This is a genomic window from Bartonella florencae (assembly GCF_000312525.1).
In the GTDB taxonomy this organism is placed as follows: Bacteria; Pseudomonadota; Alphaproteobacteria; order Rhizobiales; family Rhizobiaceae; genus Bartonella; species Bartonella florencae.
Genome location: NZ_HE997451.1, coordinates 537,437 through 552,487, shown reverse-complemented (window position 1 = coordinate 552,487; position 15,051 = coordinate 537,437). Strand labels below are relative to the sequence as shown.

General features: G+C 38.4%; 13 protein-coding genes. 4 read left to right on the top strand and 9 right to left on the bottom strand.

Annotated elements, in window-relative coordinates; all coding sequences use genetic code 11:
- The first annotated feature begins 224 nt into the window (after positions 1–224).
- On the top strand, positions 225–1,724 hold the full coding sequence (locus BN202_RS02475; RefSeq protein ID WP_019218942.1) for a helicase HerA domain-containing protein: 1,500 nt from the start codon (positions 225–227) through the stop codon (positions 1,722–1,724).
- On the opposite strand, the gene BN202_RS02470 is transcribed toward BN202_RS02475, so the two are convergent.
- The 4 genes from BN202_RS02470 to lgt form a co-directional block, all read right to left on the bottom strand.
- A complete protein-coding gene (locus BN202_RS02470) occupies positions 1,721–2,653 on the bottom strand; it encodes a ribose-phosphate pyrophosphokinase (protein WP_019218941.1) in 933 nt (310 codons plus the stop codon). The two genes, BN202_RS02475 and BN202_RS02470, sit on opposite strands and share 4 nt — an antisense overlap.
- A gap of 464 nt (positions 2,654–3,117) precedes the next feature.
- Positions 3,118–3,897 (bottom strand): peptidoglycan editing factor PgeF, encoded by a 780-nt coding sequence (pgeF, locus tag BN202_RS02465; RefSeq protein WP_019218940.1) that lies wholly within the window; start codon positions 3,895–3,897, stop codon positions 3,118–3,120.
- 79 nt (positions 3,898–3,976) lie between these two features.
- Positions 3,977–5,056 carry a class I SAM-dependent methyltransferase gene (locus BN202_RS02460; RefSeq protein WP_019218939.1) on the bottom strand — a complete coding sequence of 360 codons (1,080 nt, stop codon included), beginning with the start codon at positions 5,054–5,056 and terminating at the stop codon, positions 3,977–3,979.
- On the bottom strand, positions 5,031–5,909 hold the full coding sequence (gene lgt, locus BN202_RS02455) for a prolipoprotein diacylglyceryl transferase (protein ID WP_019218938.1): 879 nt from the start codon (positions 5,907–5,909) through the stop codon (positions 5,031–5,033). The genes BN202_RS02460 and lgt overlap by 26 nt, the downstream gene beginning before the upstream one ends.
- A 274-nt stretch (positions 5,910–6,183) precedes the next feature.
- Here lgt and BN202_RS02450 point away from each other — a divergent pair, with 274 nt between their 5' ends.
- Entirely contained in the window at positions 6,184–6,447 is a 264-nt protein-coding gene (locus tag BN202_RS02450) for an accessory factor UbiK family protein (RefSeq protein WP_019218937.1), read from the top strand.
- 361 nt (positions 6,448–6,808) lie between these two features.
- Positions 6,809–7,309, top strand: a complete 501-nt coding sequence (locus BN202_RS02445) for a type III secretion system chaperone family protein (protein WP_019218936.1) — start codon at positions 6,809–6,811, stop codon at positions 7,307–7,309.
- Positions 7,310–7,359: 50 nt separating this feature from the next.
- On the opposite strand, the gene BN202_RS02440 is transcribed toward BN202_RS02445, so the two are convergent.
- Positions 7,360–8,700, bottom strand: coding sequence for a sensor histidine kinase (locus BN202_RS02440; protein WP_019218935.1), 1,341 nt, complete (start codon positions 8,698–8,700; stop codon positions 7,360–7,362).
- Positions 8,697–9,413 (bottom strand): response regulator, encoded by a 717-nt coding sequence (locus BN202_RS02435; RefSeq protein ID WP_019218934.1) that lies wholly within the window; start codon positions 9,411–9,413, stop codon positions 8,697–8,699. Before BN202_RS02435 ends, BN202_RS02440 begins: the two co-directional genes overlap by 4 nt.
- A 144-nt stretch (positions 9,414–9,557) precedes the next feature.
- On the opposite strand from BN202_RS02435, the gene BN202_RS02430 reads away from it, so the two are divergent.
- Complete coding sequence (locus BN202_RS02430; protein ID WP_019218933.1) at positions 9,558–10,208, top strand: MBL fold metallo-hydrolase; 651 nt, start codon at positions 9,558–9,560, stop codon at positions 10,206–10,208.
- Between the two features lie 66 nt (positions 10,209–10,274).
- Here BN202_RS02430 and BN202_RS02425 read toward each other — a convergent pair whose 3' ends face one another.
- The 3 genes from BN202_RS02425 to BN202_RS02415 form a co-directional block, all read right to left on the bottom strand.
- Positions 10,275–11,093, bottom strand: a complete 819-nt coding sequence (locus tag BN202_RS02425; protein ID WP_019218932.1) for a BA14K family protein — start codon at positions 11,091–11,093, stop codon at positions 10,275–10,277.
- Between the two features lie 729 nt (positions 11,094–11,822).
- On the bottom strand, positions 11,823–14,147 hold the full coding sequence (gene uvrB / locus BN202_RS02420; RefSeq protein ID WP_019218931.1) for an excinuclease ABC subunit UvrB: 2,325 nt from the start codon (positions 14,145–14,147) through the stop codon (positions 11,823–11,825).
- A 253-nt stretch (positions 14,148–14,400) separates the two neighbouring features.
- Positions 14,401–14,736 (bottom strand): SH3 domain-containing protein, encoded by a 336-nt coding sequence (locus BN202_RS02415; RefSeq protein ID WP_083859152.1) that lies wholly within the window; start codon positions 14,734–14,736, stop codon positions 14,401–14,403.
- Positions 14,737–15,051: the final 315 nt, after the last annotated feature.

Genomic DNA, 15,051 nt, shown 5'->3' with positions numbered 1-15,051 from the left:
ATGAAGATATGCGCTACGCAGCAGCGATTGCTCCATTCTGCGTTGCCTCCAAGGGTGTCTACGCAGAAGCTTATTCTATAATTCAAACTCTTCACAGATGCAAGAGTTGTGGGAAAAATCGATGATTTCTACCGTTGAGAGAGAGGAAATGTTACAAGCATGCTTTATTGGGAGAAGAATAAAATGAAGAGCCAATATATTCAAAATGAAATACTGGAGATGTTATGAAAGTTGAGATCGCCTTGGGTGAGATGGCAGAATGTAATGCTTTGCGTAAATCCATACCAGCATGCATTGATTTGGAAGAATTATTGGCGACACGTCTTCTTGTGCAGGGCAATTCTGGTTCAGGAAAATCACATCTTCTTCGACGCCTTCTTGAACAAAGTGCTTCATGGGTGCAACATTGTGTGATTGATCCAGAAGGTGATTTTGTTACTTTGGCAGATAAATTTGGTCATGTCATTGTTGAGGCTCAACACAGCGAACTAGAACTGACGCGTATTGCTCAGCGTATTCGCCAACATAGGGTTTCGGTGGTGTTCAATCTTGAGGGGTTGGATACAGAACAACAGATGCGTGCTGTGGGCGCCTTTCTTGGCGCGTTGTTTGATGTGGAACGTGATTATTGGTATCCCATGCTTGTGGTGGTTGATGAAGCACAATTGTTTGCTCCAGCTGCGGCGGGAGAAGTTTCTGATGAAGCGCGTAAAATTTCTCTTAGTGCTATGACAAATCTTATGTGTCGAGGGCGTAAACGTGGTCTTGCGGGTGTTATTGCGACACAGCGTTTGGCTAAGCTTGCCAAAAATGTTGCTGCTGAAGCATCAAATTTTTTAATGGGGCGGACTTTTTTAGATATTGATATGATGCGTGCTGCTGATTTGTTGGGAATGGAACGTCGCCAAGCAGAAATGTTTAGAGATCTTGAACGGGGGCATTTTATAGCTTTAGGCCCCGCTTTATCAAGGCGTTCTTTACGGATTGTTATTGGTCCCGTTGAAACATTGGCACGTTCTTCTAGTCCAAAATTAATGCCTTTGCCAACAGAGCGAATGGATGCAAAAGAACTTGTTTTTACTGCTTCACCGGAGGAAATTTTGATTCCATTTAAACAATCACGAGAGCCGGTGCGAGAAAAATCAATTCATGAGATGTTAGAAGAGGTTGTGCATAAAAAACAAGAATTATTGCAAGAAAATCCGAGTTTATTTCCTGAACTTTCTGTTGTTGAACGTGATAGCCAAGTAGAACCCGTTATTCGGGAAATTCTTGATGATCCTGAAGCTTGTTATCGCTCTACAGCGGTACTTTATCAAGATTTCTTGGTGCGTTGCCGTATTCATGGTTTTTCGGGAGATCCTTTGAATCTTTCGCAATTTCGACGTAAATTAGCTATTGCGCAAGCTTGTGTTGATGAAAAAACTGCTGTGAGTGAAAACTGGAAACGCCTTTTGCAAATATCAGAAAGTTTAGAAGATGAGGTTCAAGGTGTTTTTTTAAATGTGGCACAGGCTGCTTTGAGCGGAAAACCTTGCCCATCGGATGCATTTTTGGCACGTCTTTATGGAAGCCATTCCCTAAGTCGTGCACGCAGACTTTTAAGCTATTTTGAAGAGCGCGGCTTTCTTGTTATCCATACACATTTTAATGGTCAACGCATTATAGCTTTCCCTGATCTTGGTGTGGAAACAGCACCAGGAGATCCCAAGCAACCCGTTTAACCAAATAAGCTTGAGACAGATTGTTCTGCTGCTGTTCTAGCGATTGCTTCGCCAATCAGGTCAGCGATTGGTAAAACACGAATATTATGAGCCTTTTCAATAGCCCTTGTTGGCATAATTGAATCGGTAATAACCAATTCTTTCATCTCTGAGTTGGTAATACGTTCAATAGCATTTCCAGAAAGAACACCATGTGTAATGTAAGCTGTGACACTATTGGCACCGTGTTTCAGGAGAGCACTTGCTGCATTGCATAGTGTTCCACCGGAATCGACAATATCATCAAGCAAAAGACAGTCTTTTCCAGAGACATCTCCAATGATATTCATAACCTCTGATTCACCAGGGCGTTCGCGACGTTTATCAACAATAGCCAGTAAACTATTCAAGCGCTTGGCCAACGAACGGGCACGTACCACACCACCTACATCAGGTGAAACAACAATAACATTTTCAAGAGAATAATGCATTTTGACGTCGCGAGAAATGACCGGAACAGCATAAAGATTATCCGTGGGAATATCAAAAAATCCTTGAATCTGTCCAGCATGAAGATCTAATGTTAAAACGCGATGGGCGCCTGCTTCAGTAACCAGGTTGGCAACAAGTTTTGCAGAAATGGGAGTCCGTGGTCCAGGTTTACGATCTTGGCGAGCGTAACCAAAATAGGGGATGACAGCTGTTATACGACGCGCAGAAGAGCGGCGAAGAGCATCAATCATGATGAGCAATTCCATCAAATGATCGTTTGCAGGATAGGATGTAGATTGCAAAACAAACACATCTTGTCCCCGTACATTTTCATGTAATTCTACGAAAATCTCTTGATCGGCAAAACGTTTTACGGTTGCTTTCCCTAAAGGAATATTTAAATAATTTGTAACATCTTCAGCAAGGCGTGGATTAGAATTGCCGCAGAAAAGCTTCATAGTGGAACCTCTGAGTCGTCACGGTAGAATATAATAAGTTTTTAACTTCTTATTATCAGATTGCAAGGAAACAATCACAGAAGTATTGTAATTTTCTCTCTCATTGTTAAAGAACTATGTGTTTTGTTTTTCTTTTTCCAAAATTTTATTGTTTGGAAAGCTCAGTTTTTTATCCATGTGGTAAAGAAATATAGTCATTAAACTTTTTTCTCTTCCTCTATAAAATAGTGTTGGTATGGTTTTCTGTATAAAGGAATAAAGCAAAGTCCATGTTAAAAAATTGTTTTAAATTTAACTATTATAGGAAAAGCTTTGAGACAATAATAGTTAGCCTCTTCGTATTTTACCTGTTAAGAAAACATTTTTTATAAAAAGCACAATATTTAAGAGCTATTGTTGTTTTATTGAGAGCAAAAATTTTATTTTGCAGTTTTGCTATTCTCTTTAGGTAAAAAAGTCTCTTTTTATTTTGTCAGAATAATAGCAGAGAATTGTCGCCCATCATCCGGTTCGTTGCGGTGTATCGCACGCCGATGGGAAAAAAAGCGCTGTTCATCTTGGTAGGTGCAAAGCTCCAAACAAGAAGCATTAACTCCTGCTTCTTTTAGTTGATTGAGAATGAATGCCCACAGGTTAAAGTGAAAATGATTTATTTTATCTGTTTTTAAAAAATATTTTCGAAATTTGCTATGGCAATCGATAAATTGATTATAAAACTCGCCTGTCACTTCATAGTGGCAAGGACCAATACAAGGGCCAAGAACTGCTGTTATTGATTGCCTTTTGGCTCCTTGCTCTTCCATAACAGTAATTGTTTTCTCGATAATTCCCTTTAAGCTTCCTCGCCAGCCAGCATGGGCAGCGGCAATGACACCTGCTTGTGGATCAGCAAACAAAACTGGTCCGCAATCTGCTGTAAGAATGCCGATTACAAGTCCTGGTGTGGTGGTAACAAGAGCATCTGCTTTGGGAGGTTCGCCAATAAAAGCTTGATTTACTACGACAACGTCAGAAGAATGTATTTGCTTGATGGTGATGAAATTTTGCACCTCAACAGCAAAATAATCGGCGATCAAAATGCGATTTTGTGCGATATGTTCAGCTGAGTTCTTTGAGTTTTGACCAATATAAAGGTTTTGAGAGAGGTTTTTTACAACACTCTCTTGGCGTGTGAAAAAACCATGTTTTATCCCGTGTAAGGCAGAAAGCTCTTTTGCAAGGATGGGGAACGAGACACAATTCATAAAGGTTCCTTATAGAGATGGTTGTTTTCAAAGGCAGAATGGTGGGTGACAGGCACGGATTTGTCAATATTTATGGTTATCAAAATTGAGGAGGTACAGATATATTTTTATTACTCATGTGCAAGACTTTAAACAATTTGCCCATTTGATCTGGACCAGCTAATCGCTCGATATCTTGGTGGATTTTGTTTTGCAGTGTAGCATTTTGATTTGATCCAAGCTGTTTTGCGCGTTCTAGCAGCCCCATTTTTAAAAGAAAGTCTCCTTGTTCTAAGGTTTCAGCAAAACAGCCTTGTTCAAGGGCTATATTTTTTAAAAAGGAAAAACCAACATGCGATGTTAAATCATGTTGACCTGGAGCATCAAAAATATCACAGAATTTATGTTTTGAGATTGCTTGCAGTGTATCGCCAAAGGCAAGATCACAAGCACCATAATCAATAAGCAAAGCAGAACCTGTTACTTGTACTAAGTGGTTGCTGAGTTGTTGTATGAATTGATGCCGTGAAGGCGCATGTTCAAAAATTGTTCCATCAGGCATTTGAGAACAATAGGATTGTAAACAAGAAGAGGGAAGTTTACGCGAGTCAGCAATAAAGATAAAATCTCCATCTTGATTGATTGTAATACGGCGTTCTTTCCATTCACCACCGATTTTAATATATTGGTTGATGGGGAGGGTATCTAAAAACTCATTGGCAATGAAAAAGAGAGGTTTTGCAGGGATTTGATCAAAGTTTTTAATAGTGTGGATTTGTTTCTGATAAGGAGCAAGAGTTTTTTTTTGTTCTCTTGCCAGCTTTTCACTTATTTCAATAAGAAAAATTTCAGAAGTATTAAATGCTGTTGTGGATAATTTTTGTATGGTGCGCAAAATATCATCCATCAAAGTTCCACGTCCTGGTCCTATTTCGACGAGAATAAAAGGCTGAGGGCAACCATGGGCTTTCCAATTTGCAAGAAGCCAAATGCCAATCATTTCTCCAAATAATTGGCTTACCTCGGGGGCTGTTATGAAATCACCAGTGCGCCCAAAAGGCGTTTGTGTTTGATAATAGCCAAATTGAGGGTCTGTGAGCGCCATTGTCATATATTCACTGACCGTAATGGGGCCATGAGATGCGATGATTTCTTTAATTTTTTCTTTGAGAGCTGCCATTTTTGGTAGATTTGTCTTTAAATGCTTGAAGAAGGAGATAAAATCCTAAAAGAAGCATGGGAAGAGATAAAGCCATGCCATAGGTAAAGCCTGTAGAATGGAAAAGAGTAGAGAACCATTCTGGATCTTCTTGAGGAGCACGGTAAACTTCTGAGGTACTGCGTGCTATTGCGTAACCTATAATAAATATTCCTGCCACGAAACCTTGGCGTTTTAATGCTTTGAAAGCAAAAATGAAAATGAGTAAGATGATAAAGAGAAGGAATCCTTCCATAAATGCTTCGTAGAGTTGGCTTGGATGGCGTGGTAAATAGTAAGGATCTAGGGGAAAGCAAACTGCCCAAGGTTGTGTGGTAACGTTGCCCCATAATTCTTGATTGATGAAATTGCAGATTCGTACAATGCCGATACCGATAGGTGCACCCGCAGCAATGATATCAAACATGGCTCGTGTGTTGATATTATTTTTACGAGCGAACAAAATCATTGCAATGATAACGCCAATGAGACCACCGTGAAAAGACATCCCTCCATCCCACACTGCGATGATAGCACTGGGATGGCTAAAATAATAAATTGGATCCCATACAAGGACTTGCCCTAAACGACCACCAACAACAACACTTATGGCAGACCAAACAACAAAATCCCCTATTTTTTCCTTATCCATGGGAGGGTGGTTTTTATGCCATAGAGATGATTTTTTTAATAGTTTTTGTGCATACCACCAAGCAAAAAGAATGCCTATTACGTAACCAAGTCCGTACCAATGGAGGGATAGGGGACCTAAACGGACGATTACCGGATCGAGAAAAGATGGAAAAGCAATGGCTGGACAGACAAGATTGTTCATGAGTTAAGCATTTTACATTTTAGGTTACATGATGATCAGGAATGACAGATGAATGTACAATGGTCAAGCGGGGAGAGTGGTAGCTTTCCACTGGATTCTTATACTAAAATTTTATGATGGTAAAAAGAGTGTAAAGGACTTAAAATAAAATCTATATAGTAGAATTTATAGAGGCAGGTAAAATCTATAAGACAGAGGAACAAATACAGTATCTAAATGTTATGAAAAGACGCTATAATGCGTGCGTCAATAATTAAAATTAAGGAAAAACATTATGCGTAATGGATCAAACCGTATTTTTGATGAATTGGCAAAATTAGCAACAGATGCTGCTGATTTTGCCCAAGGTATACGACGTGAAGCTGGAACAGCTTTTCGTTTGCAGGCTGAAAAGATAGCAAATAAACTTGATCTTGTTTCACGCGAAGAATTTGAAACCTTTAAGGAAATGGTAGTGAAAGCGCATGCTGACAATACTGATTTTAAAAGGCGCCTTGATGATTTGGAAAAAAATACAGACACGAAAGAAAAGAAATAATCTCTATAAAAAAATATCCCCAATTTTTCAATGGCGTGCATACAGCTAAAAAATGCTTAATCTTGAGTCTGTTAGAGAAAAAAGTTCTTTTATTTTTTATTTATTTTTTGTAAAAGAAACATTTTTTTAAAGCGAGGGGCTGGTGCTGTGAAATTGTATCAATACACTGAAAAAACTTGATGATTCGTTTTATGATATCAGGTTGCTCTTGGGAGCATAATTGTGTCCTGGGTACTGTGTGTACTGTTGATGTTTTATGTGTATTTGTTTGGTGTAAAGGCTTTGATTGTAGCAAAATGTTGTTACAGTTGAGGTGGTTTATATGCTGTTGACAACATTTTTAAGATGATTGAGGATTATAATGAGGCTTGCATTTTGCGCCACAGAAAGAGAAGAGCATCCTGTTGATTTTATCGAACAGATTGCGTGTAAGTATGATTGGTCGTTTGAGCGGGATGCACAAGATGAAATTCGTGTTTGTGTAGAAGGAAAACGAGCAAATTATAGCCTTGCTTTTTCATGGATGGAAGAGCAGGAGGCGCTTCATTTAGCTTGCGCCTTTGATCTTTCTATTGAAAATGCTCGAACCGCAGAAGTGCATCGCTTGTTGCTGGCAATTAATGAAAAATTGTTGCTAGGACATTTTGATTATTGGCAAGGAAATAATTCTGTTATTTATAGACAAGGGCTTCTTTTGGCGGGTGGAGCACATCCCTCTCATATACAAGTTGAAACATTGTTGATACACGCACTAAAAGTTTGTGAAAGTCATTATGTTGCATTTCAAATGGTCGCTTGGCGTGGGGAAAGTGCTTATAAGGCACTCCAATATACTTTGTTTGAAACTGTAGGGAATGCTTGAATTTACAAAGTTTTTTGTGTTTTTTTAAAAGGCGGGTTGAGAGATCTAGCTCATAGAGGGATGTCAATAATAGCGCGCAAGCCTCCTAGAGGGCTGTCATCTAATTGAATGTTGCCTCCATGGCTACGCGCTATGTCTTGTGCAATAGAAAGGCCTAGTCCTGTTCCACTTGCATCTTGATTGCGTGCTTTATCGAGTCTAAAGAATGGTTTAAAGACTTCTGTACGCATATTTTTATGAATTCCAGGTCCGTCATCATCAATCGTCAAGATAAAGGATTCTTGTTGGGATATGGCTGTGAGTTTGATAGTTTTAGCATAATAAAATGCGTTTAATACAAGATTACTGACTAGGCGCGTAAAGGCGCGTGGCCGCACTTGTATTTGTGTACGACCTTTGATGATGTAGGAAAACTGACGTTTGTGAAGGTTGGCATCGGTAGAGAATTTTTGCATAAGAGCATTGAGGTCAAAGGCCCTAACACTTTCACTTCCTTCACCACGGGCAAAAGCAAGATAGTCTTCTAACATATTTTGCATATCGCTGACATCTTGTTCAAGCGGTTTAATATCAAAGTTAGTAGTTGCTAATGCTAGCTGAAGTTTAAAACGGGTAAGAATCGTTCTTAAATCATGGCTTACACCTGAAAGCATCATGGTACGTTGTTCGATTTGCCGTTCAATCCGTTCACGCATGCGTAAAAAAGCAATGCCAGCACGGCGGACTTCATCAGCTCCTTGTGGTTGAAATCCTTTTGGTAAAGGGCGTCCGCATCCAAAACTTTCTGCTGCTTCAGCCAATTGTTGAATTGGTTTAATTTGATTGCGCAAGAAATAAATTGCTATTAGCAATAAAACAAGAGCTGTTCCCACCATCCAGCTTAAAAAAATTGCGGTATTGGAAGCGTAGGCTTGGCTACGTGGTGCAAAGACGCGTAAGATAGCGTGACCCAAGTGGATACGGATTTCCACAAGATCTGAATCTCCTACTGTATCAATCCAAAAGGGGCGATTAATTTGGCGGGTGATTTCTTCACTGAGAAAATAATCAAGAATTGCAAAAAATGGTTTAGGTCCTAGAGGAGGAAGATGAGCGGGTGGTAGAATGGCGATGTTTAATCCCATACGTTGTTGTGCAATACGCTTGATATCTTCATAGTTATCTTGTTGTGGGTATGTTTCAATGATGTCAATAATCGCTGAAATATCATGGACAATAGCGGTGGAAAGACGTTCAGTTACCATTTGCCAGTGGCGTTCCATAAAGGTGTACGCAATCACTGTTTGCAGGAGAACCATAGGCGCTATAATGATGATTAAAGAACGCGCATAAAGCCGTTTAGGCATCTGCTTTGTTAACCATTGAACAAATTTTTTTGAGGATTTGATCATATTATTGCTTGTTCAATTGAAAGTTTATAACCTATTCCTCGCACGGTTTGGAGCCATATAGGGAGTGCTGGATTTTTTTCGATTTTGCGACGAAGGCGATTGATTTGTACATCAATGGCACGTTCATTGATAATTTTATCATCCATTGCAAATTTATGGCGGGGAATAATATCACCGGCATTTTCGGCAAAAATAACCATCATTTTTTGTTCACGATCTGTTAATTTAATCATTTCTCCTTCTTTTTTGAGTTCACGCCGTGCAATGGAAAAAATATATGGTCCAAAAACAACCTGCTCAATTTTAGGTTGATTTAGAGGGAAACCACGTCGTAAAATGGCGTGAATGCGAAGGAGAAGTTCACGAGGGTCAAATGGTTTGGCCAGATAGTCATCAGCACCTGCTTCTAAGCCATGAATGCGATTGTCTATTTCTGACAAAGCTGTCAGCATGAGGATGGGAACATCCCGTGTTTGGCGAAGTGAGGTGGTGAAATGAATGCCGTTTTGTCCAGGCATCATGACGTCAACTATAAGAAGATCAAATTCTAAACTTGCAAGCTGTCGTTTTGCTTCATCAGCATTTGCTGAAACGGAAACACGAAATCCGTTTTTAATGAGAAATTGAAATAAGAGATTGCGGATACGGGTGTCGTCATCAATCACAAGAAGATGAGGGGCATCGTCACACAAAACTTGAACATGATCGGTCATTCTTTAAAACCTTGAAAAAAATTTCATTTTTACAAAATTCAAGTTTACATAAGTTGCATAAAACTGTCGAGCAGGCTATTTTATTCCATAAAGCAGAAAATTCTTCTTTATAGACGTGGGAAATTTTCCTTTGAAAAGGATATCATGAGTCATTTTAGTGCACATATTATTCCTGTTACAGCTTTTCAACAAAATTGCACTTTGCTTTTTGATAATGAACAAAAAGTCGGGGTTCTCGTTGATCCTGGAGGTGATTGGTCTCAAATTCAAGCAGAGATCCAAAAGATGGGTGTTATTGTTGAAGCTATTTGGATAACACATGGTCATTTTGATCATGTGGGAGCGGCAATGCAAGTAAAAGAAGCCCTTGATGTTAAAATTATTGGTTCACATCGTCATGATAAACCAGTGATGGATACAGTGGTTGAGAGTGCAAAAAGCTATGGCATCACTGATGTGCGCAATTGTGTTCCTGATCAATGGTTAGAAGATGGCGATAGTGTTCATTTTGCTGGGCATGTCTTCAATGTTTTTCATACACCAGGACATTCTCCTGGTCATGTGATTTATTTTAATGAAAAACAACGTTTTGCCTTATTGGGTGATGTACTGTTTCGTGGTTCTATTGGACGTACGGACTTTCCTTTTTGTTCTCATAAAGAATTAATGAAATCGCTTCGAGAAAAGGTTTTGCCCTTAGGCGATGATGTTCGTTTTATTTGTGGGCATGGTTCTGGAAGTTCTTTAGGCTATGAGCGCCAGTGGAACCCTTTTCTTCAAGAGCTTGATATGTAACCGAAAAAACACTTTAAAAGCATTTTTTCGGTTACTTAAAACTTCTTTAGTAGAATATAATAGAAGTTAGTTCAATGGAGCATAGCAAAAGTGATCCAGTCCATCATTACCTCGAAAAGTACCGGTTTTTGGATTGAATGAACGGTATTTTTTCTTGCAATATTGGAGCCAATTATGGTGTGACGTTTGCTGAAGCGGTTGATATGTTTCTATCGACGGAACTTCATAAACAACTTGCTTTTGTGGTGCTTGTTGATACACGACTTGGTGCTGTGGTGCTTGTTGATAGATAATTTGCGGTTGTTCTGCTTTTTGGAAAGCCTTACCAAGAATTGCACCGGCAGCAAGGCCAAGAATACCCGCTGCTAAAGCATCTCCTGAGTTATCGCGCGTTCCAAGGTTTGTGTGTATATGATGGTGTGTTGTTTTTTTGCGTTCGACATAATTATATGTTTTGTGTTCAATATGTTGCTTGCTTTGTTCTTTCCTTCTGTGATCAACTTGATAACCAGAATGATTATAAGAAAGATGAGAAGAGTGATGCTTTTCAATATGTTGCTTGCTTTGTTCTGGCTTTGTATGGTTAATAAGATGATGGTGATGATGATGTTGTTGTTGGGGGTGATGATAGTAGTGATGATGATGGTGATGATGATGTTGTTGGGGATGTTTAGGAGTTGGGGGACTCTTTTTAGGAGCAGAAGGTTTTGTAAAATCAAAAGAAGCGAAATGCTCATCCATTTTTTTTCTTATATCATTCATGTGCTTATCAATATAATTTTTACCATCCATCCATCCCATATCCGCAAGTGCTGTGCTTAATGGTGCAAAAACAGTTACATTTGATATTCCCAATAATACCGCCAATTTGATCGTTTTTTTCATAGTGATGCTCCTTCGTATAATTCGCATTTTTTCACATTCTACACGTATCAAACTGAACACAGTCTGAACGGTTTTTGATTTCATTAACAAATGCATAAAAAACCATTTGGTTGAGTATCAGTACAAATTATATATAAAATCGTGACAAAATTTTGTTTTGCAAAAATATAATATTTTTCGTCTGATTTATAATGTTGTATTGAGAATTTTTATTTTTGATTATGGTAATATAACTTGATGTAAAATAATGTTTTATCTTTATTTTATTTTATAATAATTTAAAATAAACGATAGAAATATGAAATACAAATATTGCTCTTATTATTATAGATTTATATGAGCACGATAAATTCTGTCTTTACTTGCATAACTTATAAAGAATATTGTCTTATTTAATGGCTTTGTAAGAGGCTGATAATAAAAATTAGGCTCTATGTTTTTTTGCGCTATATAGGGCAGTTTTGAGATATGAAAATATATCCTTTTATTTGGTTGCTGTCGCTTTAGAGTTGAGAGACGTTTTAAAGTCGTTTTCACGTTTGATAGATATTTAAAGCAAGCTGAATTAGTTTGCGAAGACAGTGAAAAAAAGCGTTTTCTGAGATTGCTTATTTACTCAATTATAGCGGTATTGACGTTTAGGGTATTTATTTGCGGGGTAGTGCTTTTTCCTGTGATCTTATTAAGATTTTAGAGGGATAAGATTTACTGTAAATGCTTTGAAGAGTTTTAGATTATTGATTGGGTGGATTTTTTTTGTTTTTTTGTTGTTATCTTAAGAGCGTTTTGGTGAGATCTGCTTTTACTCTTTCGATTTTTTAAAATACCAGTATCCATTGTTGGCCCCATATGATCAAGATCCGGCTTTGTGAAAAGATTTGGTTGTATCATGGGGGCATGGGTAGATTGTTCATTATGATCTGGTAAGGGATCATCCGCAATTTCTAGTTCTATTTTTTGGAGCTGTTTGATTTCATCACGAAGTCTTGCAGCTTCTTCAAAGTTGAGATCAGCAGCTGCTGCATGCATTGATTTTTCTAGAGATTGAATATGAGTTGTCAAATTATTGCCAACCATATTGTTTTGCCTGATAAAATCGGGAATATTTTTGGAAGTATGATGATTTTCACCTCCTGCATTGAGAATATCGTCGATATTTTTTTTGATACTGGTTGGTGTAATATTATGTTCTTCATTGTAGGCTATTTGTTTTTGTCGACGCCTTTGTGTTTCTTGCAGAGCTCGTTCTATAGAGCCAGTAATGGAATCTGCATAAAGAATCACGTGACCATCTACGTTGCGTGCAGCACGTCCAATTGTTTGCACGAGTGAGGTTTCGGAGCGCAAAAAACCCTCTTTATCGGCATCTAGAATGGCAACAAAACCACATTCTGGAATATCCAAGCCTTCTCGCAGTAGATTGATCCCAATGAGGACATCAAAAGTACCAAGCCGCAAATCACGAAGAATTTCAATACGCTCTAATGTATCAATGTCAGAATGCATATAGCGTACCCGAATGCCTTGTTCGTGGAGATATTCTGTCAAATCTTCGGCCATACGCTTGGTCAGCACGGTTACTAAGGTACGGTAGCCTTTTTGAATTGTTTTACGAATTTCACTCACAACATCATCAACTTGGGTTGAGGCTGGACGTACTTGTGTTGGTGGATCAACAAGCCCTGTTGGGCGAATAATTTGTTCAGCAAAAATGCCGTGAGACTGTTCTATTTCCCAGCGTCCAGGTGTCGCTGATACAGCAATAGTTTGTGGACGCATGGCATCCCATTCTTCAAAGCGTAAAGGACGATTATCCATACAAGAAGGCAGACGAAATCCATATTCCGCTAGGGTTGCTTTTCTTCTAAAGTCACCCCGATACATGCCACCAATTTGAGGAATCGTGACATGGCTTTCATCGATAAAAACGAGAGCATTATTTGGAATATATTCAAATAAAGTTGGTGGTGGTTCACCGGGCTTTCGTCCTGTTAAATAGCGTGAGTAATTTTCGACTCCAGCACATGTACCAGTTGTTTCTAACATTTCTAAATCAAACATTGTGCGCTGTTCTAAACGCTGTGCCTCTAAAAGGCGTCCGGCTGCATTCAATTCATCGAGACGTTGAATCAGTTCTATTTTAATAGCTTTCATAGCTTGATTTAACGTTGGCCTTGGTATTACATAGTGCGAGTTGGCATAAATTTTAATGGATTGAAGGTCACCTGTTTTTTGTCCGGTGAGAGGATCAAATTCAGTAATTGTCTCTACTTCATCGCCAAAGAGCGAAATACGCCAAGCACGATCTTCAAGATGGGCAGGAAAAATTTCAATTGTGTCTCCTCGAACACGAAAAGAACCGCGAATAAAGTTTATATCTTGTCGATAATAATGTTGAGAAACTAAATCAGCTAAGAATTGTCGTTGATTGAGTTTGTCTCCTTCTTTTATTTGCAAGGTCATGGCAGTATAGGTTTCTACCGAACCAATCCCATAGATACAGGATACGGATGCCACGATAATAACGTCATCACGCTCTAGGATAGCGCGTGTGGCAGCATGGCGCATACGGTCTATTTGTTCATTAATAGAAGATTCTTTTTCGATATAAGTGTCAGAGCGTGCAACATAGGCTTCTGGTTGATAATAGTCGTAATAAGAAACAAAATATTCAACGGCATTATGAGGAAAAAAATTTTTAAATTCTCCGTAAAGTTGTGCAGCAAGCGTTTTATTTGGTGCTAAAATGAGAGCTGGGCGTTGGGTTTTTTCAATGATTTTCGCCATCGTATAGGTTTTTCCTGATCCAGTAACACCCAAAAGCACTTGTGTATGTTCATTCTTTTCAATCCCCTCAACCAGAGTTTTTATTGCGTGAGGTTGATCTCCTGCTGCTTCAAAGGAGGTTTCGAGTTGAAAGGGAATCCCACCTTCCGATTTTTCAGGACAAATAGGGCGATGAGGTGTCCATAATGCGCCATTCTTAAAAAGAGGATTACCTGAAGCAATGAGGGCAGAAAGAGCTTCTACCGTTGCTGTGACACCATTTTTCATTGCGATATCCTTTTACAGAAGTGTTTGTAGTTTTACAAGGAAATGCTAAATTCTACAACTATATCGCAATAACGGCAAAACATTATTGAAAAACTTTGTTTTAGAGTACTGAATATTTTATCTAATCATCTAAGTTTTGAATAGAGAATGCTCTTTTTGAGTATGCTGACCTCTGTAGCTTTTGCTGTACAGTCTTTCTTTTTCATTATGATGATGTTTCATAGAAAATTGGTTATAGTGTTCAACATGATTTTTATGGAGGATAACTGTATATCTTGTGATTTGTTCCTGAAGATACAGTGCCTGAAAATACAGTGTATGTGTGATAAAGAGCATTGCCATCTTTAAATGCGAGATAACGAGATGATACCCAACCTGTTTGGGTTTTATATTTGATATGGCACCATGTTCCTTTACAGCTCTGAACAAATATCGTTTCTCCTGCGGGGATTAAACCACAGAGTGCGTGTTTGGTGCTTGGTCCTGTTCTCATATTAAGGTTTCTTGTGACAAAGGCATCCGCAGCTCCGGATACTGTTGTGGCTAAAAAGAGAGGGACAAACACAAAAAAAATTATTAAATTTTTCATTTTTCTCCAGAGGGTTCCTTTAGAGATTTTTCTTTTTTCTCTCTTCATATAAATCCTCCTTTTCTAAGTTATGATAAAATAGAAAGAAATACAATTCTTTCTTCTTTGGTTGCTTAATGACAGGAGAGAAGTTTGACATGAGTGAGCGCTAAAATATCAGATAGTTTAAAATATAATCGGTGAATGCTTTGTTTTCTTTTTTATTTTTATATGGAAAACAGCGCTGCTGTACTATATAATAGAAAACATTGTGGTTTTCGGATTCCAAAAGTTATTTTGGAAGCCGTTTTTTATATTTTATTGAACCTTCCGTGT

What these genes read in the sequence shown, in the direction of transcription:
- BN202_RS02475 (WP_019218942.1), top strand. Translation starts at nt 225, where the DNA reads ATGAAAGTTGAGATCGCCTTGGGTGAGATGGCAGAATGTAATGCTTTG.
- BN202_RS02470 (WP_019218941.1), bottom strand. Translation starts at nt 2,653, where the DNA reads ATGAAGCTTTTCTGCGGCAATTCTAATCCACGCCTTGCTGAAGATGTT.
- pgeF (WP_019218940.1), bottom strand. Translation starts at nt 3,897, where the DNA reads ATGAATTGTGTCTCGTTCCCCATCCTTGCAAAAGAGCTTTCTGCCTTA.
- BN202_RS02460 (WP_019218939.1), bottom strand. Translation starts at nt 5,056, where the DNA reads ATGGCAGCTCTCAAAGAAAAAATTAAAGAAATCATCGCATCTCATGGC.
- lgt (WP_019218938.1), bottom strand. Translation starts at nt 5,909, where the DNA reads ATGAACAATCTTGTCTGTCCAGCCATTGCTTTTCCATCTTTTCTCGAT.
- BN202_RS02450 (WP_019218937.1), top strand. Translation starts at nt 6,184, where the DNA reads ATGCGTAATGGATCAAACCGTATTTTTGATGAATTGGCAAAATTAGCA.
- BN202_RS02445 (WP_019218936.1), top strand. Translation starts at nt 6,809, where the DNA reads ATGAGGCTTGCATTTTGCGCCACAGAAAGAGAAGAGCATCCTGTTGAT.
- BN202_RS02440 (WP_019218935.1), bottom strand. Translation starts at nt 8,700, where the DNA reads ATGATCAAATCCTCAAAAAAATTTGTTCAATGGTTAACAAAGCAGATG.
- BN202_RS02435 (WP_019218934.1), bottom strand. Translation starts at nt 9,413, where the DNA reads ATGACCGATCATGTTCAAGTTTTGTGTGACGATGCCCCTCATCTTCTT.
- BN202_RS02430 (WP_019218933.1), top strand. Translation starts at nt 9,558, where the DNA reads ATGAGTCATTTTAGTGCACATATTATTCCTGTTACAGCTTTTCAACAA.
- BN202_RS02425 (WP_019218932.1), bottom strand. Translation starts at nt 11,093, where the DNA reads ATGAAAAAAACGATCAAATTGGCGGTATTATTGGGAATATCAAATGTA.
- uvrB (WP_019218931.1), bottom strand. Translation starts at nt 14,147, where the DNA reads ATGAAAAATGGTGTCACAGCAACGGTAGAAGCTCTTTCTGCCCTCATT.
- BN202_RS02415 (WP_083859152.1), bottom strand. Translation starts at nt 14,736, where the DNA reads ATGAAAAATTTAATAATTTTTTTTGTGTTTGTCCCTCTCTTTTTAGCC.